Below are 24,371 nucleotides of genomic sequence, written 5' to 3'. Positions count from 1 at the left end.
CGCTCAGACATCCAGCGCCCCGTGTCTATTTAGAATCGTCCCGCGAAAAGCCTCTCCACTCGGCGCGACGACAACGGGGAGGCAGGTCCAAACAACGGCTATCCCAGCGTTCCTGCCGGTGGATGATGGCTAGGTCTTCGAGCATCTTTGGCACGCTCGGCCTGCGGCCATGGCGTGCCGCGCCCGCGAAGCGGGCGCCGGGGGGGCGTAGGATGTGATGAGCGCAGCGAATCGCATCACGGGTCCGCACGGCGCGGGGACCGGTGCGTTGCGCTGCGCTCAACCGCACCCTACGGGACAGGGGCTGGCTGCCGGTGTCCGGATACCGTCTGTCTTGACCTTCTCCCCCCGTATGGAGCCCCTCGCGGAGGGCGTGATGGGCCGGGAGAAGGCGCTGGATGTCTGAGCGAAGCCGAAGGCGTAGCGAGTTCAGCGCCGCCGGCCCAGCGCGTCCGGAGCGAGGTTCCCGGGCGGAATCCGGGAGCCCTTCTTTGGGTACTTTCTTGGGCAAACAAGAAAGTACCTCGGGGCGCGCTGGCGAGTCAGCGCCTGGCAGGCGGTCGGACGAAGGCACCGTAAACACCAGATGCCGAACCAGGACTAGCCACAACCAGGCAGGCGGTGGACCGACACCACCGTAAACGCCGGATGATGAAACGTGCTTAGGCTAGTGAGTGGGAAAGAGGCGGGCGTCAGGCTTCGCCCATGAGCCAGGCGCTCACGGCGCCGGCGAGGCTCATCAGCGCGAGCACGAAGATGGCGACTTCGGTGCCGGCTAGCTGGGCCAGCAGGCCGAACAGGCCGCCGATCAGTAGCAGGCCGCCGATGACGGTGTTGCTGACGGCGGTGAACGCGGCGCGCGTTTCCTGGGTTGCCATGTCGACCAGGTACGTCTTGCGGCCCAGACGCACGCCGGCATGGCTGACCCCGAGCAGGAAGAACAGGGTCGCATAGACCCAGCCGCCGGGAACCAGCGCATGGTCGGTGCCGACGGGCGCGAGCCAGACGCTCAGGGCGACCGCGATGCCGAGGCCGGCTGCAAGGAGTCCCGAGAGGATCAGGACCCAGCGGGCGGAGCGGTCGGACAGCCGGCCCCAGACCGGGGCGCTGACGGCCGAGGCCAGGCCGCTGGCGAGGATCAGCAGGCCCAGGGTGCCCAGATCACCGGCGGTCGCGTCCTCCGCGAGCAGGACGTAGAAGGGCAGTGCCAGGGCCGTGCTCATCAGCAGCGCGCGGGTCAGGACGAAGTGACCGAAGGCGCGGTCGGTCCACAGCAGGCGCATCGACTTGATGGCCTCGGTGACGGCGTTGCCGCCACCCTCGGTGGCACCCGGATCCTCGCGCAGCCGGGTGAAGGTCGCGGCGGCGATCCACCAGGCCCCGGCCGAGGCGGCCAGCAGGGCCACGAACACGCCAATGCCGGCCTCTTCCAGGTTCGCGAGAGTGAGGTAGATGCCCAGCCCCAGGGTGAAGAACCCGGCCAGCGACGCGGCGTAGCCCATCACCGTGCCGCGGCGATGCTTGGCGATGGTTTTGCCCAGCACATCCTTGGCCGCGACCGAGTTGATCCCGCGCGAAAGCGCAAAGACCACCAGCAGCCCGAGGATGGCCCAGCCGGCGGCTGCACCCTCCAGGGTCAGCGCGACCACGGCCATGCCGGCCACCGCGAGCCCGGAGAGCAGGCTGCCGAGGATCCAGAAGCCCTTGCGGATGGCCCGCCGCCGGATGGCGGCGGCCACGAACAACTGCGGCAGCAGCGAGCCGGACTCGCGGATCGGGACCAGGAAGCCGGCGAAGGCGGCCGGGGCCCCCAGGGCGCCCAAGAGCCAGGCGAGGACCAGGCGGGCCGAGGCCAGCTCGTCGCCGATCTTGCTCAGGGTGTTGGAGACCAGGTGGACGAAAAAGTTGGTCGGCTGGGCGCTGCAGGCGTTTTCCGGAATGTCCTTGCAGACGCGCGCATCCTCGTCCCCGGCGATGGTTTCGTACAGGGAGATCAGCGGGCGCGGCAGCTTGTCCGGGTCACTCTCGGCCATCGGTTTCTCCTGTCAGAGTGCCATTCGTATCGCCTCGTCATTGCGAGGAGCCGAAGGCGACGTGGCAACCTCCGGACGCTGGCAGAGCGGCGGGACTCGGTGGTTTCGGAAGGAGATTGCCGCGTCGCTGCGCGCCTCGCAATGACGGCGGCTGACTAACGCCGTCCGGCCAACGGATCGCTCGGATCGACGCTGTCGCGGAACGGCTTGCGCCGGTCGAGGTTGGTCAGCTGATAAACGTTGCCCAGCCAGTTGTTGATCACCGCTAGGGCGGTGTCATGCCAGGTGTTGTCCAGGCGGTCCAGCAGCAGCGCCTCGGGCAGCGCCGGGATCTCGGTGCAGTGCTCCAGCGCGGCCTCGACCTGCTCGCGATGCTCGCCGAGGATCGCGGCGGCCTGCGGCATCAGGTAGTTCTCCGGTAGCGGCGGGTAGGCGTCGCGCTCGCCCTGGATATAGCGCACGACCTCGCGCTTGTATTCCTTGAGCAGGCTGATGGAGTCGTACTCCGGGTGGCCCTGGAAGAAGACCATGCGGACGCCGTCCGGCGAGGCACCCAGGTGAATCCCGGACTGCTCGCTGTCCACCAGTACGCGCAGGCCGTGGCGTTCGAATTGTTCGCGCGAGACATCGTTGTAGCGCGAGTGCGGCACATCGAAGCGGGTGTTGACGCCGGTGACCAGCGGATGCCCGCGGTCCACCACCCGGTGCGGGAACACGCCCCACAGCTTCTCGCCCATGTGCACGCGACGCTCGCCGTAGCGTGCCTGCAGCACGGCGTGGGTGGCGAGGCAGGAACAAAGCGTCGAGGTCACGTTTTCCCAGGCCCAGTCCACCACCTCGGCCAGCGGCTCCCAGAAGGGTTCCAGTGCCAGGTCCGGCTGGGTGACGTTGGCCCCGGTGATGATCAGCGCGTCGAGACCCTCTTTCTTCAGGTCCTCGAAGTCCTCGTAGTACTGCTTGATGTGATCGCGCCCCTTCGGCCCGCGCTTGAGCTGCGGCAGGGTGAACGGGTGGATATAGAACTGCGCGATCTGGTTGCTCTCGCCGATCAGGCGAAAGAACTGACGTTCGGTCGCCGACAGGGCGGCGTCCGGCATCATGTTCAGCAGCCCGATGTGCAGCGCACGGATCTCCTGCTGCTGCGCGAAGTCGCTGGGCAGCACGGTCTCGCCCTCGCTCCGCAGGCGGGCAAAGGTGGGCAGATCGGAATAGGCGACAAGTGGCATTAGAGGCGTGCCTCCCGTTCCAGGGCCATGCAGACCAGGTCATCGAACTCGCCCGCGTTGCGTACGCGTGCCAGTTCGGTGGTGCTGATCGTGTAGCCGTGGGTCTCGGCGATCGCCTCGTAGCGCGGCAGGCGTGCGCGGAACAGGCGCGAGAAGACCCAGCGCACGAACGCGTCCGGGTCGATCTGGGCGACGTAGTCCAGCCCCTCGTCGCGCATGTATTCGGCCAGCTGCTGGTCGAGGAAGGCCTCGCGGTAGTACAGCGGTTTGGGGTCGCGCTCTGCGCGTTCGATCAGCTGGCGCTCGTCTTCGTCCGTCGCCTTGATGTACAGGATCAGGGTGTGCTCGGCCAGCGTCTCGAGTACGCCGGGGCTGTCCAGTTCGCAGACCGAGCCGCCGGCGTCGTTGACGAAATGCGGGTAGCCGAACAGCGTTTGTGCCTTGTGGATGAAGTCCGGCACGTCGAGCATCGCCTGCACCTCGGCCTGGTGGTGCAGGGTCTGGCGGCGCTTGAATTCGGTCAGCGGCAGGCCGCCCAGCTCCGGGTTGCCGAGCTTGCCGAGGAAGCTCGCCACCGGGTGCAGGTTGTCCACGGTGATGTTGTTGATGATCTGGATCGAGTCCGAGCGCAACAGGTCGCGCAGGAACGGCACCGCCATCGCCTGGGCCTTGATGTTGTCCAGGATCGGCTCGCTCAGGTAGCGCGTGCCGATGCGGTAGTCCCCCGAATAGTGGAACCAGTCCTCGCGCCGGAGCATGTTGGACAGGCGCGTCTTGCCGACACCGGACATCCCCAGCAGGGTGATGCGGCGGTGCTCCTGGTTGCGGTATTCGTCGGGTGTCAGGCGCATGGGGACTCGATTAGCGTCGCAGGATGAACAGGATACCGGCGATCACCGCCAGGCCGCTGATGACGTAATGGTCGTACTGGAACTGCAGTCCCAGCAGGCCGCGCAGGCCGAACAGGATCAGCCAGACGCCCAATAGAATGTTGCCGAGTATGCGCATCCCTGCGGAATCCTCCGGTTAGCGGATCAGTTGGCTCAGTTCGCGGAACTGCGGATCGGCCGCGTCGCGCAGCCATTCGAACAGCACCGATTCGTGGTTGGTAATGATGGCGCCGGCAGCGCGCAGGCGTTCCAGCCCGTTGCGCTTGCGCCCGGCGTCGCGCGAGCAGACCCCGTCCTCGACCACGAACACGGTTACGCCCGCGTCCAGCAACTCCAGCGCCGTCTGGGTCACGCAGATATGCGTCTCCGAACCGGTCAGGATGACCTGGTCGCCGCCTGTCAGGCGCGCGCGCAGGTCATCCTCGGCGCAGCAGGAGAAGGACGTCTTGTCGGTGACCGTGCCGTAGCCGTCGAGCGCTTGCTGCAGAGTGGCGGTGACTTCGCCCAGGCCCTGCGGATACTGACGCGAGACCTCGATCGGGATATCCAGCTTGCGCGCGGCCTCGATCAGGCGCGCGGTATTGCGCTCGACCTCGTCCCGCGCGTCCGGCATGGCGGCCAGCAGGCGTTCCTGCAAGTCGATCAGGACCAGCCGCGAGCGCGCACGCTCGCAGCGGGCTCGCGGATTGGAAGCGGCAGCGGCCATTACTCCAGCAGGCGGTTGATGGCCTCGAGATCGGCCACGCTCAGGCGGCCGGCGGCGCGCTGCAGGCGCAGCGACTCGCTGAGGAAGCCGTAGCGGGCCTCGGCGTAGTCGCGCTCGGCGCGGAAGACCTCGCGCAGGGCGAGCAGGACGTCGACCTGGGTGCGGGTGCCCACCTCGAAGCCGGCCTCGGCCGCCTCGAACGCGGACTGGGTGGAGGCCAGGGCCTGCTCCAGGGCGCGCACGCGCGAGTTGTTGGAGATCACCGACAGATAAGCGCTGCGGGTGTCCTGGGTCGTGCGGCGTTCAACCAGCGACTGGCCTTCCTGCGCGGCCTGGAAATTCTCGCGCGCCTGACGGGTGAGGGCGCTGACACGACCGCCGGTGTAGAACGGGATCTCCAGCTGGATCCCGACCTGGGCTTCGGTGCCCTCGAAGAACATCGCCCCGCCGGTCGTGCCGGCATCAAGGCCGTGATAGCGGTTCTCGTTGACCGAGGCGTTCAGATTGATGCGTGGCAGGCCCTCGGCGCGCTGGCGCTGGATCTGCTCGCGCGCGCTCTCCGTGCTCAGACGCTGGGCGGCCAGTTCCAGGTTGTTCGCCAGGGCGATATCCACCCAGGCCTGCGGATCGGCTGGATCCGGCGGGGTCAGCTCGGCGTCGTCGCGCAGCATGTCGAGCTGGTCCCAGTAGGTATTGGTGATCACCGCGAGCTGTTCGCGGGTCAGGTCCAGCTGGTTCTCGGCGCTGATGCGCTCGGCCTCGGCAAGGTCGCGCTGGGCCTGCGCCTCAGTGACGTCGGTGCGTGCGACCAGGCCGACCTCAAAGCGGCGCTCGGTCTGTTCCAGCTGGCGCTCGATTGCCTCGACCTCGGCCTCGCGAAAGGCCAGGGTCTCCTGTGCGATCAGCACGTCGAAGTAGGCCTGGGAGACGCGCAGGATCAGGTCCTGACGGGCGGAATCCAGTTCCGCCTCGGCGCGGGCGATCTCGAGATCCACCTGCACAAGATCAATGTAGTTGCGGCGGTCGTAGATGCTCTGCGAGAGATTGACGCCAAAGCTGGTCTGGCGACCGTCGAGGCTGCCGGTTTGCGAATCGCGGTCGTCGCGGTAGAACGCGCCGGCCTCGGCCTGCCCGGAGATCTGTGGCAGCAGGGCAGAGCGAGTGATCGGGCGATTTTCCAGCACGCCGCGGTATTCCGCCTCGGCGGTGCGCAGCTCCGCGTCTTCCGTGGCGGCGCGCTCGTAGACCTCCAGGAGGCTCGAGGCGGCGGCGGGGGCCGAGATCACAAGGACCAGCCCGGCGGTGGCGAGAAGCGACGGCAGACGGTTCATGGACGCGACTCCGGAAGGATATTAGGAAAAGCCTATCCTATCAGAGCCCGTTCGGGCATGGGACCTTCCCCCCTGGTTGCCCGCGCCTGAAATGGGCCCCTCGGGTGCCGCTCAGAATTCGAAGGCGGGCTTCGGCTCGAAGCCCACCAGCGGCTTCACGCGGGTCTCGAACAGCTCCTCATGGCGGCAGCCGTCCTCGGTGGTGCGGATAATCAGCTGGGCCTCCATGATCGGACCGTCACCGGTAATCACGAACAGTCGCCCGCCCAGGGTCAGGTAGGGCTCGAGGAAGTCGTCATATTCGGTCATGCCGCCGGTCAGGATGATCGCGTCGTAGCGCGGGCGCGGCGGGGTCCAGTCGGGGGTCACCGAGGCGGTGCGCAGTTGCGCGTTCTCGATGCCGAGATCGGTCAGGCGGTTGCGGGCGGCCAGGCGCAGCTCGTCGATGCGCTCGACGCTGTCGACCTGGGCTGCCAGATGGGACAGGCAGGCCGTGACGTAGCCGGAACCGGTGCCGATCTCCAGCACGGTTTCGGTAGGCTGCGGCGACACGGCCTGCAGCAGGCGGCCGATCACGACCGGCGGCAGGGTGTTCTCGTCGTGCCCCAGGGGGATCTCGGAATCGGCGTACGCCAGGGCCTGATAGGGCTCGGGCATGAAACGCTCGCGCGGGAGCGTTTCCATTACGTCCAGTACACGGGTGTCCAGCACGTCCCAGGGGCGGACCTGCTGTTCGACCATGTTGATCCGGGCCTTGGCGTAATCCATCGCGGTTTCCTCAGTGCGCTCGACAGCCGCGAAAGAGTACGTTCACGGGCCGAAACAGGCAAGTAGGAGCCTGCGAGCAGGTTCCTACGCGTCGGGGTGTGCGTCGAGGGCGTCGGCAACGGCGCGAACGCGCTCGCGCTGCAGGGCCTCGCCCAGTGCCTTGCCCTTGTGTCCCTCGGCTATCAGGGCCGCCGGCTGCACGCCTTGCGCGGCCGCCACTGCGCGGCGCACCGCGTCGGCCTGTGGATAGGGCTTGTCTTCCCAGCCGGTGCGGCCGCGGAAGTCCGCCTCCACCGCCAGCAGGAAGGGCTCCACGTTCTCCGGGCGGCGCAGGACGTCCAGGCCGTCGACCAGCTTCATCACGGTCTTCGGGCGCAGCTCGAATACGCGATGCACCAGCCCGTGGTAGCGCGCCACGCGCACCGCCAGGTCGCGGTAGCGATTGGGTATGCGCAGGCGTTCGGTCAGGGCGCGGATCAGGTCCACCCCGCGTTCCTCGTGCCCGTGATGGCTGGGCAGGATCTCCGGGTCAGTGGTGCCCTTGCCGAGGTCGTGCACCAGCGCGGCGAAACGGACCTCCGGTGCATCGGAAAGCCGGGTCGCCTGGTCCAGCACCATCAGGGTATGCACGCCGGTGTCGATCTCCGGGTGGTAGCGCTCCGGCTGCGGCACGCCGAACAGCCGCTCGATCTCGGGGAACAGGACGGCGAGTGCCCCGGCCTCGCGCAGCACCTCCAGAAAACGCCGTGGTGCCGGACTCTTCAGGGCCTTCTCGCATTCCGCCCAGACGCGTTCGGGTACCAGGGCGTCGACCTCGCCGGAGGTGACGAGCTCGCGCATCAACGTCAGCGTGTCGGGCGCGACCTCGAAGCCCCATGGCGCGAGCTGGGCGGCAAACCGCGCCACGCGCAGCAGGCGCACCGGGTCCTCGGCGAAGGCGGGGGAGACATGCCGCAGTCGGCGCGCCTCCAGGTCGGCCTGGCCGTTGTAGGGGTCGATCAAGCGGCCGTCGGCATCCTCGGCCATGGCGTTGATGGTGAGATCGCGGCGTTCGAGGTCGTCCTCCAGCGTGACCTCGGGCGAGGCGTTGAACTGGAAGCCGTGATAGCCGCGCGCGGTCTTGCGCTCGGTGCGCGCCAGCGCGTATTCCTCGTGGGTTTCGGGATGCAGGAAGACGGGGAAGTCGCGCCCGACCGGCCGAAAGCCATTGGACTCCATCGCCTCCGGCGAGCTGCCGACGACGACGTAGTCGCGCTCCGTGAACGGGCGCCCTAGCAGGCGGTCGCGAACCGCACCGCCGACGAGGTAGGTCTGCATGGCGGTTACCGGTTCACCCTTCGATCAGCCGCGGCTGGCCCCGCGATTGAGCGTGCGCAGGTGCTGCATGCGGGCCTCGCGCCCGGCGCCCCCACCGCCCAGATAGCTGGGGGCAATGGATTCCAGGCGGGTCGGGCAGGGCAGCTGCTGTTCGCCGTCGCAGACCGAGTCGATGGTCAGCGAGGCGAAGTTGTCGCGCGACAACGGCTTGCCGGGCACGAACTCGAGCACGCTGGCCTGCAGCTTGCCGGCCCAGTCGGGCAGGCCGATTACCGGGCGCCGGTGGCCGGAGACCCGGCCCACATACCGCACCAGGTCGCCCAGGGTGTAGGTCTTCGGGCCGCACAGCTCGAAGCCCTGGCCGAAGGTATCCTGGTCTTCCAGGGCCTCGACGAAGTGCTCGGCCACATCGCCCACGAACACCGGGGCGAAGCGCGCCCGGGCACGCGCCAGTGGCATCACGGGCGAGAATTTCAGCAGCGTCACGAAGCGGTTCAGGAAGGAGTCTTCCGGCCCGAAGATGACGGAGGGACGGAAGACGGTGACCGCCAGGGACTCGCTGGCGAACACGGCCTGCTCGGCCGCACCCTTGCTGCGCAGGTAGTGGCTGGGGGCGTCGTCCATGTCCGCCTTCAGCGCGCTCATCTGCAGGAAGCGGCGCACGCCCTGCGACTCGGCGGCGGCCAGGGCCTTCTCGGTCAGTTCGGTGTGGGCGGCGCGGAAGCCGGCCCCACTGTGGCCACGCTCGTTGAGGATGCCGACCAGGTTGATCACCGCGTCCTGGCCCGCGAACAGGCGTTCCAGGGTGGCGGGATCATGGGCGCTGCCCTCGACCAGGTCGACCTCGGGGTTGACCAGGAGGTCGCGATGGCGGTGCGGGCGGCGCGACAGCACGCGGACCTTCAGGCCGCGGTCAATCAGTCGGCGGATGATGTGGTGGCCGACAAAGCCCGTGCCGCCGAGCAGGCAGACATTGCGAATCGAATCGATCGACATGGGGCAAGGTCCTTCCGAAAGCGAATGCGGATCGTCTTATACTCGGGTGACCCGCATTGTTCAAACTAGCAAATAGTTGACCTGTGTTTCCCGTGGCCTGTTTCCGGGTCACCAATCCGAGGCGCCGACATGACCGAACTGACCGCGATCAACCCTGCGACCGGCGAGATGCTCGCGCGTTATCCCCGCATGGATCGGGACGGGCTGGAGGCCGCCCTGGCACGCGCGGCCAGCGCCGCACCGGACTGGGCGGCACGCCCGGTGGCGGAGCGCGCCGCCCGCCTGCACGACCTGGCCGGGGTGCTGCGCGACGCGCGCGAGACCCTGGCGACTACGGCCACCCGCGAGATGGGCAAGCGGCTGCTCGAGGCGCGCGCCGAGCTCGACAAGTGTGCCAACGCCTGTGAGTACTATGCCGAGCACGGCCCGGACTTCCTGCAGGACACTATGGTCGCCTCGGATGCGAGCCGGTCGTTCATCGCCTGGCAGCCGCTGGGGACCGTGCTGCTGGTGATGCCCTGGAACTTTCCCTACTGGCAGGCCTTTCGCCAGGCGATCCCGGCCACGCTGGCCGGCAATACCGTGCTGCTGAAGCACGCCTCCAACGTCCCCGGATGTGCCGAACATCTGGAACGGGTGTTCACAGCGGCCGGTTTTCCCGAGGGCGTGTTCCGCAACCTGCCGGTTGGCTCCGATGCGGTGGAGGGCATCATCTCTGACCGTCGCGTGCAGGGCGTCAGCCTGACCGGCTCCGAAGGCGCCGGCCGCGCGGTGGGGGCTGCGGCCGGCAAGGCCCTGAAGTCCTCGGTGCTGGAACTGGGCGGCTCGGATGCCTTCGTCGTGCTGGCGGATGCCGATCTCGACCACACCGTGGAGCAGGCGGTACGCGGGCGCTTCCAGAACAACGGCGAGACCTGCATCGCCGCCAAGCGTTTCATCGTCGAGGAGGCCATCGCGGATGCCTTCGTCGAACGCTTCCAGGCGGCCATCGAGGCCCTGGTCATCGGGGATCCGATGGACGAGGGAACGAACATCGGGCCGCTGGCGCGCGATGACCTGCGTAGCGAGTTGCACGACCAGGTGACCCGCAGCGTGGCGGCCGGCGCCCGCCTGGTGGCGGGCGGCGAGCCCCTCGATGGGGCCGGTTACTTCTACCCGCCCACACTGCTGGATGCCGTGGAACCCGGCATGGCGGCCTTCGACGAGGAGACCTTCGGCCCGGTCGCGGCGGTCACCCGGGCGCGCGACGCGGATCATGCCATCGAGCTCGCCAACCGCTCGCGCTTCGGCCTGGGCGGCAGCGTCTGGACCGGCGATCCGGTGCGCGGCGAGGCCCTGGCCCGGCGCCTGGAATGCGGTTGCGCCTTCGTCAACGGCATCGTCAAGAGCGACCCGCGCCTGCCCTTCGGCGGCGTGAAGGACTCCGGCTACGGCCGCGAACTCTCCGAGCTCGGCATCCGCGAGTTCCAGAACGCCAAGACCATCTGGGTGGGTTGATTCATGCCCGTCGAAGGTTGATCCGCGTCGCCTTGGGTATGTGGGTCTAGTGGGCCGGGGTGGGCCTCGGCTTCGCGCGGTAGAGGCCGAGCTCGAGACGGTGGTGGCGGTCGGCGTGATCGCGCTTCTCCAGGATGCGGGCGATCAGGGGCTGGTCCTGGTCCAGTAGCTGGGCGGCCAGGCCGTTGCGGTCGCGAGGCAGATAGCCCAGGTGGTGGTCCATCCAGCGCACGGCGACGGCCCGGCCGTCGTGGGTGTTGGTGCGCTCGCGTTCCACGGTCAGGGCCTGGCCGCGCTTGAGGATGTCCCACAGCCGGGGCGCCTCGTGGTGGCGGAAACCGGCCAGGGGGATGCGGTCCAGCAGTTCTTCGGTGGTGGCGGTGCGGTTGTAGGTGCCGCGCTCGGCGTAGTAGCCGGCGAGCGGCGGGACGGGGCGTGCCTGGCGGTTGTGCGACATGTTCGGACTCCTCGGTGTGGCCTGGGTGTCCGTTGTAGCACCGGGGGTGGCTCACAGGATGAGCCACCCCCGAAATCGGTTCTTATCCCTAGGTGTACTGGTGAGCGGCGCGCGTGAGGTCGCTGGCCACGCGCTGGCGCAGGTCGGCGGGCGCCAGCACCTCGACGCCCGGGCCGTGGCGCAGGATCTCCTGGACCAGCTCGGTCGGGTCGGCGTAGGGAATACGGAGGCGATACGCGTCGCCCTCGTATTCGCCGATCTGCTCCGGGTGCCAGATCTCGTCGGCGACCCAGCGGGCATGTTCCGGGGTGAAGCGCAGCACGGCCCATTCCTGTGCGGGACCGGTGAAGATGCCAAAGGCGTCCCCGGTATGAGCATCCAGGGTCGCCTCGTCGATGGAGCGGTAGGCAGACTCCACCGGCTGCACCAAGCGGATGCGCTCCAGGGCGAAGGTGCGCAGGTCCCGGGCCTGCTCGCACCAGGCGATCAGGTACCAGTTGTCGCGGTAGTAGAGCAGGCGCTGCGGGTGCACGACGCGACAACTCGCGGCGTCCCGGGCACGGCCGTGATACTCGATCTCGACGGGGTGCTCGTCCAGGGTCGCAGTGGCCACGGCCTGAAAGCTTTCGCCGCGGCTGCCGCGCTGGGCCAGCGGCTGGATGTGGATGCGGCGGCGCACGGTGTCCGGCTGGTGCCCGCCGCTGGCGAGCAGCTCGCGGATGCGGCCCTTCAGTGGCCCCAGCGTGGGCGCCAGCAACCCGGGCTGCACGTCCTCCAGGAGTTGCTCCATGGTCAGCAGCGCCAGCAGCTCGGATTCGTTGAACCACAGCCCCGGCAGCTCGAACGCCGGGGCATCCTGCGCGTAGCGGTAGCCATTGGCCTGGGCATCGTATTCGATGGGTGCCTGCATGAAGTCGCGCATGTATTCGAGGTCGCGCTTGACGGTCGCGCGCGAGACCTCGAGACGCTCCATCAGGTCCGCCAGCGAGGGCGGCCGCCGCCCCTGCAACAATCGGTGCAGGTGAAAGATACGCTCGGCGCGGTTCACGGGCGGGCCAGGGGTCGATGCATGCCCGGGGACGCTACCCATTCGCCCGGGCACCCGCAAGCGACGCGCCGGGGCGCCGGATGCCCGCCGGGTCGCTTGCGGCGGTTGCGGGCGACCGTCCCGGTGGTCAGTGGAGGCGCCGGCTGACGCGGATGATCTCCTCGTCGGAGGCGAGGATCTCGCGCTGGAAGCCGTGGCGTTGGGCGAGCGCGAGCATGCCGCCGTTGTGGCGCAGCACCTCGCCAAACAGTTCGCGCAGGCCGGCGTTGCGGGCCGAGTCGATGACGGCCTCCATCAGGAGGCTGCCCACGCTGCGGCCCTGCCAGGCGTCACTGATGACCACGGCGAACTCCGCGCTCTCGCCGTCGGGTTCGGTGGTGTAGCGGGCGACGCCGACCTGCACCTCCCGCCCCGTGTGGTGGTCGACCGCGATGAAGGCCATCTCGCGGTCGTAGTCGATCTGGGTGAAGCGCACGAGCATCTCGGGCGTGAGTTCGTCCATCGAGCGCATGAACCGGAGATAGCGGGACTTCTCCGACAGACTGCGCACGAATTCCTGCTCGATGGCAGCGTCCTCGGGCCGGATCGGCCGGAGCTCGAGTTCATGGCCGTCGCGGGTGGTGACCTTCCGGGCCATGTGGCCGGGATAGGGGTGGATGGCCATGTGCGCGTAGTCACGGCCGTCGTGCGCGGGATCGGCCAGTTCGATGCGGGCGTCCACGGCCATCACGCCGTTCTCGCCGGCCTGCAGGGGGTTGATATCCAGCGCGGCGAGTTCAGGCAGCTCGCAGGCCATCTCCGAGACCCGGAGCAGGACCTGTTCCACCGCGCCCTCGCGCACCGGGGGCGCGCCGCGAAAGGTGCCAAGGGTGCGCGCCGCGCGAGTCTGCGCCATCAGGCGCCGGGCCAGCGAGGGGTTCAGCGGCGGCAGGGCGACGGCCTGGTCGCCGATGACCTCCACCGCGGTCCCGCCCAGTCCGAAGGCGATTACCGGGCCGAACACCGGGTCGCGCGAGATCCCCACCAGCAGTTCGCGAACATGCCCGACCTCGGCCATGCGTTCCACGCTGACGCCTTCAACCTCGACCTCCGGGAATTGCTCGTGGATCTGGTCGAGCATCTCCTGGGCCTGCTGGCGCACGGCCTGCACGCTGCGCAGGTTGAGCCGTACACCGCCGAAGTCGCTCTTGTGGGTGAGGTCGGGTGCACTGATCTTGAGCGCGACCGGGAAGCCCAGGGTCTCGGCGGCCAGCATCGCGTCGGCCGGGTCGCGGGCGAGGATGCTGGGACTGCAGGGGATGTGGAAGGCGGCCAGCACGGCCCGGGACTCGCGCATGCTCAGGACCCTGCGGCCCTGGCTGCGTGCGTGTTGCAGGATCAGGCGCGCGCCCTCGATATCCGCGGGCTGGTCATCGCTGCGGGGGCCGGGGACCTGCAGCAGCATGCGCTGGTTGCGTCGGTGTTCGATCAGCCAGGCGAAGGTCTCGACCGCGCCTTCGGGCGTGCGGAACTGGGGGATCCCTTCCGCGTCGAAGCGATTCCGTGCGCGGGCCACCAGCGGGTCGCCCATCCAGCAGGCCAGCACCGGCTTGTGGCTTTTGCGGGCCTGTTCGATCACGGCCTCGGCACAGGCGTCGGGGTCGGTCATGGCCTGCGGGGTGAGCAGGACGCTCGCCATGTGAACCCCGGGGTCCGCGAGCACGATGCGCAGGGCTTCGCCATAGCGTTCGGGGGTAGCGTCGCCGAGGATGTCCACCGGGTTGCCATGCGACCAGTGGGCGGGCAGCAGGGCGTTGAGTGCCTCCAGCGTGCCGTCGGCCAGCGTGGCCAGGTTCAGGCCGAGGTCGGCGGCCCGGTCCACGGCCATCACGCCGGGTCCGCCGCCGTTGGTGAGGATGGCGAGATCCTCGCCGCGCAGGCGCACGCCGCTGGCCAGTGTCTGGGCTGCGGAAAACCACTGCGACACGCGCTCCACCCGGACCACGCCGGCGCGCTGCAGGGCCGCGTCGAACACCGCATCCGAGCCCATCATCGCCCCGGTATGGGTGGCGGCCGCCTGGGCGGTGGCCGCATGGCGAGCGGACTTGAGGACTACCACGGGCTTCATGCGCGCGGCGGCGCGCAAGCCCGACAGAAAGCGCCGCGTGTGGCGGATGCCCTCGACGTACAGCAGGATGCCCTGGGTCTCGGGGTCCACCGCGAGGTAGTCCAGCAGCTCGCCGAAGTCGACGTCTGCGGCGTCGCCGGTCGAGGCCACGCTGGAAAACCCGATGCCGGTGGGCTCCGCCCAGTCCAGGACGGCGGTGATCAGCGCCCCGGAGCTGGAGATCAGCCCGAGCTTGCCGGGCAGCGCCTGGTTGTGGCTGAAGGTCGCGTTGAGCCCGATGCCCGGGCGCATGATGCCCAGGCAGTTGGGGCCGATCAGGCGCATGCGGTAACGCTGCGCGATCTCGACGCATTCCTGCTGCAGGCGTTCGCCCTCTCGGCCGGCTTCGGCGAAGCCGGCCGAGAGGATGACGGCGCCGCGCAGGCCCGCCTCGCCACAGTTGCGCAGGATGCCGGGGACGGCCCGAGCCGGGGTGGCGATCAGCGCCAGGTCCACCATGTGCTCGCCGGGTTTCAGCTCGGGCACGCAGCGCAGGCCCTGTACCTCGGCGTATTTGGGATTTACCGGGAGCAGGGTGCGCTTGAAGCCGGCCGCCAGGAGGTTGGCCAGCACCGTGCGGCCGACGCTGCCCTCGCGTTCGGATGCGCCGAACACGGCGACACCACGCGGATTGAACAGCTTGTCCAGGATATGGGTTCCCATGCATGCTCTCGGTTATGACGTGCCAAGTGTCTTCATAACATGAATCTAGCGTTCTTCTCGCCGGACGCCGGCCTTGAGCACGACAATGGTCCCGGCCACCCGGAATGTCCGGAGCGGCTGAGCGCAATCCGTGACCAGCTGGTGGCCAGCGGGCTGGATCCGTGGGTCCTGCATCGCGAGGCGTTCCCGGCGACGCGGGCGGACCTGCGCCGGGTTCACACACGCGACTTTATCGACACCATCCAGCAGCACGTCCCGGAAGGGGGGCGGGTGATGCTGGATGGCGACACGGCCCTGTCGCCGGGGAGTCGCGAGGCCGCGTTGCTGGCGGCCGGCGCGGGCATTGGCGCGGTGGACTGGGTGATGGGGGCGGCGAACCGGCGGGCCTTCTGCGCGGTGCGGCCACCGGGGCACCACGCCCGTGCCGACCGGGCGGCCGGGTTCTGCCTGTTCAACAACGTGGTGATTGCCGCCCGCCATGCACAGGAGCGCCATGGTGTGGGGCGCATCGCCATCGTCGACTTCGACGTGCACCATGGCGACGGCACCGAGTCCCTGGTGGCGGGTGATGACGCCATCCTGTTCGCTTCCGCCTTCGAGCATCCGGCTTATCCCGGGTCGGGCATCCCGCCGCTGGCCGACAACTGCCTGAATGTCCCGGTACCCGGCGGATCTTCGGGGGAGCAGTGGCGCGACGCGGTGGCTGGGGCCTGGTTCGATGCGCTGGACGCCTTTGCCCCGGAACTCGTGCTGATCTCCGCCGGATTCGATGCCCATCGCGAGGACGAACTCTCGCGCCTGTTGCTGGCCGAGGATGACTACGCCTGGATCACTCGTGAGCTGGTGGCCCTGGCCGAGCGTCACGCCGATGGGCGCGTGGTCTCCATGCTGGAGGGTGGCTACGCCCTGAGCGCCCTGGGACGCAGTGTGGTGGCGCATATGCGTGCCCTGGCCGCCCTCTGACCTGCCCCGCTTGCGACGCAGCTGCAGCGTATGGGTGGCGCCGCGTTCATGGTTGAGCGGGGGCCGCCTTGTTCAGCGGTTGCGTTCGCCATATACCGACGCGGCGAGGCGGGCGCCGCTGGCGAGCGCTACGTTCACCAGGACCAATACGGGGGCAAAGGGCTGATCCAGAGGCAGGCTGAGGCTCCAGGCGATCAGGAAACCCGCCAGGGCGATGGCCTGGGTCCACAGGAACAGCCCGCGCAGATTGCGCGCGAGATAGGCCGCACCCCAGGCGGGCAGCAGCAGGGTCGCGAGGGCGGCGGGCAGGCCCAGGACCATGCTGCCCAGCACGACCGCGGCGACCAGCCAGCCGATCTCGGTGAGTCGTTGCCACGTCGGCGGGGGGCGTGTGGCGGGGACATCGGGAGCGAGCTGCGCATGCCGCCATACGCCGTACAGTCCGGGCGCGAGCAGGATGCTGGCGACCGCCAGCACCGCCACCGCCCACAATTCGTTCGGTCCGGCAAAGTACAGCTGGCCTTCGGCCCAGGCGGCCGCCGCCAGGCTGGCCTGGGAGAAGTTGGCGGCCAGCAGGGTCACGGCCGCAAGGCCGGCCAGAAACACCCCCAGCGGCAGGCGCTCGCGGTCCGTGCTGCGCTGTAGCAGGGCCATCACCCCGGTACCCAGGACGAGGGCCACGAGCAGGACCGGCCAGTGCAGCACCGAGGCCAGGACCCCGCCGACGGCGGCCCATTGGCCCAGCGCGAGTGCCTGCCAGACCGAGCCGCGCAGAAACAATCCGGCGCCGGCGAGACCCAGCACGCCGGTGATCAGCAGGCCTGCCACGAAGGGCATGAGTAGCAGGTCACCCAGCATGGATGTATTCCGTCAGTGGGTGGCGTTCGACCCCGGCGGCCTCCAGGAAATCGTCGTCATGGCTGGTCATCAGCAGTGTGGTGCTGCCTGGCAGGCTGATGATCAGCTCGATCGCATCGTGGCGCACCTCGGCATCCAGATGATTGGCGGGCTCGTCCAGTAGCACCAGACGCTGCGCCGGCGGGCGAGCGGCGTGGCTGGCCAGGGCGGCGGCCAGGCGCAGCAGTTGCCATTGCCCTCCGCTTAGGCGGTCGAGCCGCCGGTCCATCAGGGCGCGCACGCGTGCCTGTTCGGGGGGGTGCGCCCCCATTGCGCGGAACCAGTCGTGTCCGGACAGCGGCCAGGGCTGGCGGCGTGGGTGGTCCTGCGCGAGCAGGCTGATCCGGGCTTGGGGGGCAAGTTCCAGGTGACCGTGATGCACCCGCGCCTGTCCCGTCAGGGCCTTCAGCAGAAGCGATTTTCCAATGCCGTTGGGCCCGGTCAGGGCCCAGCGCGAGCCGATCGGTACGTCCAGGGTCAGCGGGCCCAGCACCGGCCGGTCAAACCCAAGATACGCGGCGCGGGTGTGCAGGATCGGAGACGAGCTTTCAGTCGGCATGTGAGTGTCGGGCATTCGGGCCATCGCAAATGATAACGGACCCGAAACGTTGCGTTCCGGGTCCGTCGCGGCTGGTCAATTTCTGGAAAGGGACTCGATTACTGGCGCGGCAGCGTCTCGGCCCAGGTGGCCATCAACGCCAGGTAGCCGTCCAGCGAGGAATCCGCGGGCGGATCCAGCGGCACCGCGTGACTGGTCCACCCGAGGTTGCGTTCCAGGAACTCCGCGCCCCGCGCCGGCTGGAAGCCCGCGTACAGGACCGTGCCCTCGGTGCCTTCCAGATCGCTGACCAGGCTGCGCAGGTGGCGCGCGGTGGGCGGGATGCCCGGGGCCGGCTCCAGATAACCGACGATGTCGACAGGTAGCCACTCCTCGAGGTAGTCGAGGTCCTCGTGGTAGACCACGATGCGCTGGTCCGGCGCTACCTTTTCGGCCAGGGCCTCGGCGTGGTCGCGCAGGCGCTCGGCGGTGCGCTCGGCGCGTTCCGTGAAGGTGGCGGCATGATCCGGGCGCAGGTCGCCCATGCGCTCGGCCAGTGCCAGGGCGATGTCTGCCAGGCGCCGCGGATCACCGTTGAAGTGCGGGTTCCCTTCTTCGTGGGCGTGGCCCATGTTCGGGCCGTCCATGGTGATGGAGCGGCGCAGTTCGATCATGTCCGCTGCCCGGAAGTGGCCCGGCTGGCCGGAGTTGATCGTGCGGTTGCGGGCGCCGCGCTGGGCGGCCGGCAGCCAGCCTTCCTCGAGCCCGGCACCGATCTCGAGCAGCATGTCGGCGCGGCGCAGGGCCGCCATGAAGCTCGGACGGGCGTCCAGGTCGTGCGCGTCCCGATCCGGCGGCGCGAGGACGCGGACCTCGGTCTCGTCGCCGCCAATCTCGCGGGCCAGGGCGCCCAGGGTAGAGGTGGTGGCGACGATGTTCAGTCCGGCGGCGGCCTGCGACGGCAGCAGGAGGAGGGCTAGGATTGCCGCCGAGGCGAGGGCGGCGAGCGCGCGGGGCATGCGGACGCGAGTCTTGCGATAGGACATGCGGGACTCCTTTCAGATCGAGGTATGGCCGGAGGCTGGCAGGGACGGGAGCCGCCCCTGCCAGCCTCGCGAGGACAAGAGGCGGCCTAGAAGCGGTGGGCGCCGTGGGCGCCGAGGGCCACATTCAGCTGCAGCATGAACTCCAGGCCGCGATCGCGATCGCCGTGGTCATCGACAAAGTCGTTCTGGGACAGTTGGGCGCGCAGGAATACCGGCTCCACCGGGCGGAAGGTCACCTGGGCGGTGTGGCGATAGGAGGTGCCGAAGGACTCGCCGTCACCGCGGCCGACGTCGTTGCTCAGGCCCAGGGCCTCGGCGCGCAGGCCGGCTTCCCAGCGCGGGGCAAAGCCGTAGACACCCTGGACGTAGATGCCGTCCTGCTGGTTCTTGAACGACTGTTCGTTGCGTACGAAGCCCACCGGCCCGTTGCCGTCGGCTTCGAAGTTCACGTCACGGCGGTCGACATCGATTTCGCGGTAGAAATACTCGCCCTGCAGGCGCCAGTCGCCCTGGCCGTAGGCGCGGCCGGCGCTGTACTTGTACACCGCGTCCACTCCGGCGAACCAGGCACTGCCGTCCCAGTCCTCGAAGCGGGTGGAGTGCTCGTCGGTGACCTGATAGCTGCGGGCGTAGCCCCCAGAGACACCGAATTGTGCAGCGTGGTCCGGCCCGAGATCCGGCCCGATCTTGGCAAAGGCGGTGACCAGGCGTGGACCGGAGCGGTCGCGCAGGATGCGGTCCTGATCGTTCAGCGACGACTGGCTGCCTTCGTAGTTGGCGATCCCGCTGGTCTCGCCCTGCAGCAGCTCCACACCCAGCTGGGTGTAGGTCGCGGTGGGGGCGAGCCAAGTCGCCTGTACGCCCTTTTCCAGCAGGCCGTGGTCGCCGAACAGGTACTCGTTGACCAGCGGGCGGTTCACGAAGTCCCACTCGTGCGGGTGGCGGTTGTTGATGTAGCCGATGTCAGACAGGAACTTGCCCGCCTTGAGCTGGAGGCCGCCGGGCAGGGCGCGGGTGGTCAGGTAGGCCTCGTCGACCTCGATGTCCTGGTCGTCGAATTCGATGATCACGGTGGCGTCCAGGAGGTCGCCGAGACGGGCCTGGAAGCCCAGCTCCGAATGGCCCAGATTGAAGCCGTCGTCGAGGCCGTGGTCGTCGCCATTACCATGGCCGTGATCGTGGCCGTCGTCGAAGCCGGCGGGCGAATCATTACCGTGCGAGAGCTCGTTGTAGTAGATGCCCTCGAGGATCAGGGAGACGTCCATGCCCCAGGCGGACTCGTCGTCACTGGTGGTCCATTGCGCCGCGGCGGCTCCGGGGGCGGCGAGGGTCAGGCTGGCCAGCGCGGCGAGGACGGGGCGTGAGAACGGGGTGAGGGGCATGTCGGGCTCCTGGTTGCGCGGCAGTCTGCCGGTCCGGGCAGTGCCGATCAACGAAATTGGACTGTTATAGCGTAACGGATAACAAAGCGAACGTTATACAATAACAAGCGAGGTATCAACCCCCCCGATCGGGCGCTCCGGTGTGCTGCCGGTCAGTCGCGTGGAAGGCCGGCGCGGGCGAAGGCGTTGCGCCAGGGTTCCAGCTTCTCGGTCAGGCTGAGGCGGGCGTTGGCGGGGCTGGTGGAGGGCAGGCGCAGGGCCTCGACGCCCAGGGCGCGGGTCTCGCGGATGCGCCGCGCGCTTTCGGCGCCGTTGTGGATGATCACGCGCAGGTCCGGGGCCTCGCGGGTCAGCCGGGCGAGATCGTTGGGGACCGGGGCGCGGATGGCGCTGTCCAGACTCCCCTCGCGCGAGCAGGCGCCGTACACGTCCCAGAGGCCCACGCCGTGGTCGAGCAGGCGCTCGATGCGCTCGGGGTAATCCATTTCCGGGAAGGGCTCGCCGAGGATCTGCCCGACAATCGGCCAGAACTGGTTGCGCGGGTGGGCGTAGTAGGCCTGGGCCTCCAGCGAGGCGACGCCGGGAAAGCTGCCCAGCACGATCAGGCGGGTGTCCGCACGCAGGATGGGCGGGAACGCCTCGAGGGTCGGCGTGGCGGCGGTCATTGGAGGGCGGGGTTCAGGTGGGCTGTTGTGCAGAGGCGCGGCGTCAGGCGCGGTCCTGCTGACCCCGGCGGCAGTCCCCGCACTGGCCATGCAGCTCCACCATGCGCGAGTCGATGGCGAAGTCCTGGGCCTCGGCCTCGTGCTCCAGCGCCTGGCTGGCCGGCTCCGGGGTGTGGAACTCGGTGATCTGGCCGCAGCCGTCGCAGATCATCAGGGCCGACTCGTGGCGCTCGCCGGGGTGCGAGCAGGCGACGAAGCCGTTGAGGCTCTCGATACGGTGGATCAGGCCCTGCTCAAGCAGAAAGGCCAGGGTGCGGTACACGGTTGGCGGCTTGATGCTGTGATCATCGGAGGACAGCGCGTGGATCAGGTCGTACGCCTTGATGACGCCCTCGGTGCGCAGGATCTGCTCCAGGATGCGCCGGCGCTGCTCGGTCAGGCGTGCACCACGGGTGGCGCAGACGCGTTCGGCGTCGGCCAGGGCCTGTTCGATGTCCGGCGTCTTGGTCTCGGCGGCGGCAGTCATGCGCCTAGGATAGCCCAAACGATCACGGTGCCCGTAACCGCCTCGCTGATCAGGCGGGTTCGGCGGCGCGGGTGGTTTCGGTGTCGGGCTCGGTTGGATGGGTCGCCTCGGGGCGCGCGAAGACCTCGGCGGACCACCGGGCGCGTTCGGCGGCCGGCTCGATGTCGCGGGCCACCATGTGTGCATCCACCGCGAGGATGCGGTGGTCCAGGCCTTCGCCGTTGGCAATCTGGATGGCGAGCCCGGGCCGGGCGTTGAGTTCCAGGATCAGCGGCCCGCGGTCGGCATCGATCACCACGTCCACCCCCAGGTAGCCGAGCTCGCTCAGCTCAAAGCAGCCGGCGGCCAGTTCCATCAGCTGGTCCCAACCGGGGATTTGCAGACCGACAATGCTCTTTTCGCTGTCGGGGTGCTCGCGGCAGGGCCGGTTGTAGCGCACGCCGCCGATGGTGCGGCCGGAGCCGAGGTCAATGCCCGTTCCCACGGCACCCTGGTGCAGATTGGCCTTGCCGTCGGAGTCCTGGGTTGGCAGGCGCATCATCGCCATCACCGGGTAGCCGCGATAGACCACGGTGCGGATATCCGGTACGCCCTGATGCGAGACCTCATCGAAGATCGAGGAGAAGCGCACCCGCTGCTCGATCATGGCGGCATCCGGTCGGCCACCGAGGCTGTACATGCCCGAGAGGACGTTGGCGATGTGATCGTCCAGTTCGCTCAGCTCCATGGCGCGCCCACCGGCCCGACGAGGCCGATCGCCGCGCCAGCCGTCGATCACCAGAATGCCGTCGCCGGCCGCGCCGTGGGCCGGCTTGATGACGAAGCCGTCTTCATAGTTCCGCAGCTGCTTCCGCACGTCGCGAATCTGGCGCAGGGTGCGTACGACGCCGTACAGATCCGGCACCGAGAGCCCGGCATCCAGGGCGAGTTGTTTGGTCTGCAGCTTGTCATCCACCCGCGGGTAGAATCGCCGTGCGTTCCAGGCGGCTATATAGCGGGCATTGCGGGCGTTCATGCCGACGATGCCCTGCTCCTTCAACAGTTTCGGGCGCACGAAGCGCGGCAGCCAGGCCGGCATTAGTCGGTCCTCCGCATCGCATCCTGGATGCGTCCGAAGCGGAACAGCTCGGTGAGCCTGTAGCCGGTGTAGCGTCCCAGCAGCAGGGTCATGGCCAGCAGGACCAGCAGCAATTCCGGGAACACGAACAACAGGTGTTCCAGCTGGCGGTTGGCCATCAGCCCGTAGGCCGCGGCCGCGACGGCCAGGCTGCCAATCCCCTGGGTGATGGCATCGGCGGGGCCGTGTTCTTCCCAGACCACCGACATGCGCTCGATGGTCATGGCGAGGATGACCATCGGGAACAGTGACAGCGCCAGGGCGCGTTCGAAGCCGAGCTGGTGCGACAAGATGCTGATGCCGAGCATGAGCATAATGACCACGCTGACCACTGCCGCCAGGCGCGGGACCAGTAGCAGTCTGAGGTGCTCGAGGTAGAAGCGCACCACGAGACCCAACGACACGATCAGCGTGAACAGGATGATCCCGGCCAGCAGCTGGGTCTCGCGGAAGGACAGCGCGATCAGCACTGGCATGAAGGTGCCGAAGGTCTGCACGCCGATCACGTTGCGCAGGAACACGATGATCATCGCGCCCAGCGGCACCATCAGCAGCACCCGGTAGGTGTTCTGTGTGCCCAGCGGCAGGTTCAGGGTGGAGAAGTCGAGGAAGCGACTGTCCAGGGTGTCGCCGAAGCGCTGGATGGTCGCCAGGGCATCCTGCACCCCGCGGGCCACCGCAAAGCGCACCTCCGCGTTCTCGCCGTTGGATATCTCCAGGAGCGGGGCGTCGCCGTGCGACCAAACGGCCACGTCGGCGGGGTACTCGATTTCGCCATTCTCCGGGTCGATGGGCACCCAGCGCCGCGTGTTGTGAACCTCGAGCCAGGTCTGCGGTTCGATGTCGCGGCGCCCGTCGACCAGGCGCAGGGCGGTCACCTGCCGGGCCGGGATGCGGGCGGTGGCCAGCAGCTCGATCAGGGTCTCGGCCCGGCGGGCGCGATTGTCGTCGCTCTCGATAAACACGGCCGCATTGGAAGCCGGTGCGGCATTGGCGAGGTCATTGACCAGTACCGAGGCAAAACTCTGGATGTCCGAGGAGCGTCCGCGGACGTCATCGATCAGCGCCTCGGCGGCCGAACGGAAGGGTTCGGTCCAGTCGGGCACGGCCACTGGCCCCGGGTAGTCGGATTCCGAGCGGTCGTCTCCGTCACGGTAGAGCGTGGCGCGGTAGTACAGCACCTGTTCGCCGCGCGGCTGACGGGTTGTCCACTGGGCCAGGCGATCCTCCGTCTGGAGGACGGTGTTCAGGCCGTAGCCGCGGGATACGAAGCCTTCGTCCAGGATGGAGAAATTCGGCAGGCGGTGTGGGATTCGAAGCTGCACCGTGGTGGCCTCGCCGGTGGCCTGAAAGCGCACGCGGGCCTCCACCTGCCAGGTCTCGGCGGTGGCGTCCGGCTGCAGGGGCATCCCCAGCGCGCTGACCTTGTAGGCGAAGACCCCGAGTCCGATCGCACTCAGCAGTACGATCAGGATCGGCAGGTGGAAGCGCCTCACTGGTCATCCGCCGCGCAATTGGGTGCGCGCAGATGTTCCTCCCCGGAGTCCACCAGGATGTGTCCGGCCATGTGGCTGCGCCCGATCAGGGCCTGGTAGGTCAGGGCCGTGCGGTCGATCAGGCTGGTGTCGGCGGTCAGGAGCTGGTCCCCGATGCAGAACTCCATTCGCACCACCGGACGCTCCTGCGAGTCTCCGCTGTGCCTGCGAATGCGCACGATGCGCTCGATGGGTCGCTCCAGGGTGATGCGTGCGTCCTCGTCTTCCGGATCGATGATCTCGAAGCGGATCCAGTCCTCGCCGTCCCTCTCGAAGCGCTCCTTGTTCAGCGCGTTCAGCGATGAGGAGGTGGCGCCGGTATCCATGCGCGCCTCCAGCGCAACACCTTCCTCGACGATCAGGACGTTCTCCACGACACCGAGGATGGCCAAGGAGGCCCCCGACTCGTGGGCCGCGGCGGATTGCGTCTGGACCGCCAAGCCAAGCAGCATGGTCAGCAGGATGGATTCGGTTAAGCTGGAACGACGGGTGGCTGGGGCAGTCACGCAGTCTCCTGATGGTTACAAAATAGTGAAGTTTAGCTGATCACAGTTCCCGTCCTCCGTTAAGGGGGTCACAAAGCCGGGTAAACGCCGATCACTGTTTCCCCGGAGTCCAGGAGTC

Annotated in this window: 23 protein-coding genes; 2 read left to right on the top strand and 21 right to left on the bottom strand. The window is 68.4% G+C overall.

Annotated features, from left to right (window positions below):
- Positions 1–692: 692 nt before the first annotated feature.
- The 9 genes from F618_RS0110135 to F618_RS0110095 form a co-directional block, all read right to left on the bottom strand.
- On the bottom strand, positions 693–2,033 hold the full coding sequence (locus F618_RS0110135; RefSeq protein ID WP_019568489.1) for an MFS transporter: 1,341 nt from the start codon (positions 2,031–2,033) through the stop codon (positions 693–695).
- Between the two features lie 155 nt (positions 2,034–2,188).
- Positions 2,189–3,259, bottom strand: coding sequence for a homoserine O-succinyltransferase (locus tag F618_RS0110130; RefSeq protein ID WP_019568488.1), 1,071 nt, complete (start codon positions 3,257–3,259; stop codon positions 2,189–2,191).
- Positions 3,259–4,110, bottom strand: a complete 852-nt coding sequence (locus tag F618_RS0110125) for a hypothetical protein (RefSeq protein ID WP_018938341.1) — start codon at positions 4,108–4,110, stop codon at positions 3,259–3,261. The genes F618_RS0110130 and F618_RS0110125 overlap by 1 nt, the downstream gene beginning before the upstream one ends.
- 10 nt (positions 4,111–4,120) lie before the next feature.
- Positions 4,121–4,267 carry a hypothetical protein gene (locus F618_RS16170; RefSeq protein ID WP_018144768.1) on the bottom strand — a complete coding sequence of 49 codons (147 nt, stop codon included), beginning with the start codon at positions 4,265–4,267 and terminating at the stop codon, positions 4,121–4,123.
- A gap of 18 nt (positions 4,268–4,285) precedes the next feature.
- Entirely contained in the window at positions 4,286–4,855 is a 570-nt protein-coding gene (locus F618_RS0110115; protein ID WP_018169245.1) for an isochorismatase family protein, read from the bottom strand.
- Positions 4,855–6,186, bottom strand: a complete 1,332-nt coding sequence (locus F618_RS0110110; protein WP_019568487.1) for a TolC family outer membrane protein — start codon at positions 6,184–6,186, stop codon at positions 4,855–4,857. Before F618_RS0110110 ends, F618_RS0110115 begins: the two co-directional genes overlap by 1 nt.
- Positions 6,187–6,297: 111 nt before the next feature.
- Positions 6,298–6,954: a protein-L-isoaspartate O-methyltransferase gene (locus F618_RS0110105; protein WP_018144765.1), complete on the bottom strand. Its 657-nt coding sequence runs from the start codon at positions 6,952–6,954 to the stop codon at positions 6,298–6,300.
- A gap of 84 nt (positions 6,955–7,038) precedes the next feature.
- Complete coding sequence (locus tag F618_RS0110100; protein WP_019568486.1) at positions 7,039–8,271, bottom strand: multifunctional CCA addition/repair protein; 1,233 nt, start codon at positions 8,269–8,271, stop codon at positions 7,039–7,041.
- 24 nt (positions 8,272–8,295) lie between these two features.
- Positions 8,296–9,267, bottom strand: a complete 972-nt coding sequence (locus F618_RS0110095) for a complex I NDUFA9 subunit family protein (protein ID WP_018144763.1) — start codon at positions 9,265–9,267, stop codon at positions 8,296–8,298.
- Between the two features lie 129 nt (positions 9,268–9,396).
- Between F618_RS0110095 and F618_RS0110090 the strand changes: the two genes are divergently transcribed.
- The gene (locus F618_RS0110090) at positions 9,397–10,764 is read left to right on the top strand and encodes an NAD-dependent succinate-semialdehyde dehydrogenase (RefSeq protein ID WP_019568485.1); all 1,368 of its coding nucleotides are present in this window, start codon (positions 9,397–9,399) and stop codon (positions 10,762–10,764) included.
- 46 nt (positions 10,765–10,810) lie between these two features.
- On the opposite strand, the gene F618_RS0110085 is transcribed toward F618_RS0110090, so the two are convergent.
- The 3 genes from F618_RS0110085 to F618_RS0110075 all read right to left on the bottom strand — a co-directional run bounded on the left by F618_RS0110085 (position 10,811) and on the right by F618_RS0110075 (position 15,078).
- Entirely contained in the window at positions 10,811–11,221 is a 411-nt protein-coding gene (locus F618_RS0110085; RefSeq protein ID WP_019568484.1) for an HIRAN domain-containing protein, read from the bottom strand.
- Between the two features lie 88 nt (positions 11,222–11,309).
- The gene (locus F618_RS0110080) at positions 11,310–12,269 is read right to left on the bottom strand and encodes a YafY family protein (RefSeq protein WP_019568483.1); all 960 of its coding nucleotides are present in this window, start codon (positions 12,267–12,269) and stop codon (positions 11,310–11,312) included.
- A 127-nt stretch (positions 12,270–12,396) separates the two neighbouring features.
- Positions 12,397–15,078: a bifunctional acetate--CoA ligase family protein/GNAT family N-acetyltransferase gene (locus tag F618_RS0110075; RefSeq protein WP_019568482.1), complete on the bottom strand. Its 2,682-nt coding sequence runs from the start codon at positions 15,076–15,078 to the stop codon at positions 12,397–12,399.
- 39 nt (positions 15,079–15,117) lie between these two features.
- On the opposite strand from F618_RS0110075, the gene F618_RS0110070 reads away from it, so the two are divergent.
- Positions 15,118–16,041 (top strand): histone deacetylase family protein, encoded by a 924-nt coding sequence (locus F618_RS0110070; RefSeq protein WP_018144758.1) that lies wholly within the window; start codon positions 15,118–15,120, stop codon positions 16,039–16,041.
- Between the two features lie 72 nt (positions 16,042–16,113).
- On the opposite strand, the gene F618_RS0110065 is transcribed toward F618_RS0110070, so the two are convergent.
- The 9 genes from F618_RS0110065 to F618_RS0110025 form a co-directional block, all read right to left on the bottom strand.
- On the bottom strand, positions 16,114–16,899 hold the full coding sequence (locus tag F618_RS0110065) for a hypothetical protein (protein WP_019568481.1): 786 nt from the start codon (positions 16,897–16,899) through the stop codon (positions 16,114–16,116).
- Positions 16,889–17,497, bottom strand: a complete 609-nt coding sequence (locus tag F618_RS0110060; protein WP_026331212.1) for an ATP-binding cassette domain-containing protein — start codon at positions 17,495–17,497, stop codon at positions 16,889–16,891. The genes F618_RS0110065 and F618_RS0110060 overlap by 11 nt, the downstream gene beginning before the upstream one ends.
- A 98-nt stretch (positions 17,498–17,595) precedes the next feature.
- On the bottom strand, positions 17,596–18,522 hold the full coding sequence (locus tag F618_RS0110055) for a metal ABC transporter substrate-binding protein (RefSeq protein ID WP_019568479.1): 927 nt from the start codon (positions 18,520–18,522) through the stop codon (positions 17,596–17,598).
- Between the two features lie 86 nt (positions 18,523–18,608).
- On the bottom strand, positions 18,609–19,904 hold the full coding sequence (locus tag F618_RS0110050; protein WP_019568478.1) for a TonB-dependent receptor: 1,296 nt from the start codon (positions 19,902–19,904) through the stop codon (positions 18,609–18,611).
- 152 nt (positions 19,905–20,056) lie between these two features.
- The gene (locus tag F618_RS0110045; protein ID WP_019568477.1) at positions 20,057–20,569 is read right to left on the bottom strand and encodes a DNA-deoxyinosine glycosylase; all 513 of its coding nucleotides are present in this window, start codon (positions 20,567–20,569) and stop codon (positions 20,057–20,059) included.
- Positions 20,570–20,612: 43 nt separating this feature from the next.
- Positions 20,613–21,095, bottom strand: a complete 483-nt coding sequence (locus tag F618_RS0110040; RefSeq protein ID WP_018144752.1) for a transcriptional repressor — start codon at positions 21,093–21,095, stop codon at positions 20,613–20,615.
- A gap of 49 nt (positions 21,096–21,144) precedes the next feature.
- Positions 21,145–22,173: an alpha-L-glutamate ligase-like protein gene (locus F618_RS0110035; RefSeq protein ID WP_018144751.1), complete on the bottom strand. Its 1,029-nt coding sequence runs from the start codon at positions 22,171–22,173 to the stop codon at positions 21,145–21,147.
- Positions 22,173–23,708 (bottom strand): inactive transglutaminase family protein, encoded by a 1,536-nt coding sequence (locus F618_RS0110030; RefSeq protein WP_019568476.1) that lies wholly within the window; start codon positions 23,706–23,708, stop codon positions 22,173–22,175. Before F618_RS0110030 ends, F618_RS0110035 begins: the two co-directional genes overlap by 1 nt.
- Positions 23,705–24,199 (bottom strand): ATP-dependent zinc protease, encoded by a 495-nt coding sequence (locus tag F618_RS0110025; protein ID WP_051076217.1) that lies wholly within the window; start codon positions 24,197–24,199, stop codon positions 23,705–23,707. The genes F618_RS0110030 and F618_RS0110025 overlap by 4 nt, the downstream gene beginning before the upstream one ends.
- Between the last annotated feature and the right edge of the window lie 172 nt (positions 24,200–24,371).

Origin of the sequence: Thioalkalivibrio sp. ALMg13-2 (assembly GCF_000381185.1) — a bacterium.
GTDB classification, from domain to species: Bacteria; Pseudomonadota; Gammaproteobacteria; order Ectothiorhodospirales; family Ectothiorhodospiraceae; genus Thioalkalivibrio; species Thioalkalivibrio versutus.
Note: the sequence above shows the minus strand (reverse complement) of the source record. Positions and strands in the feature narration are given on the sequence as shown.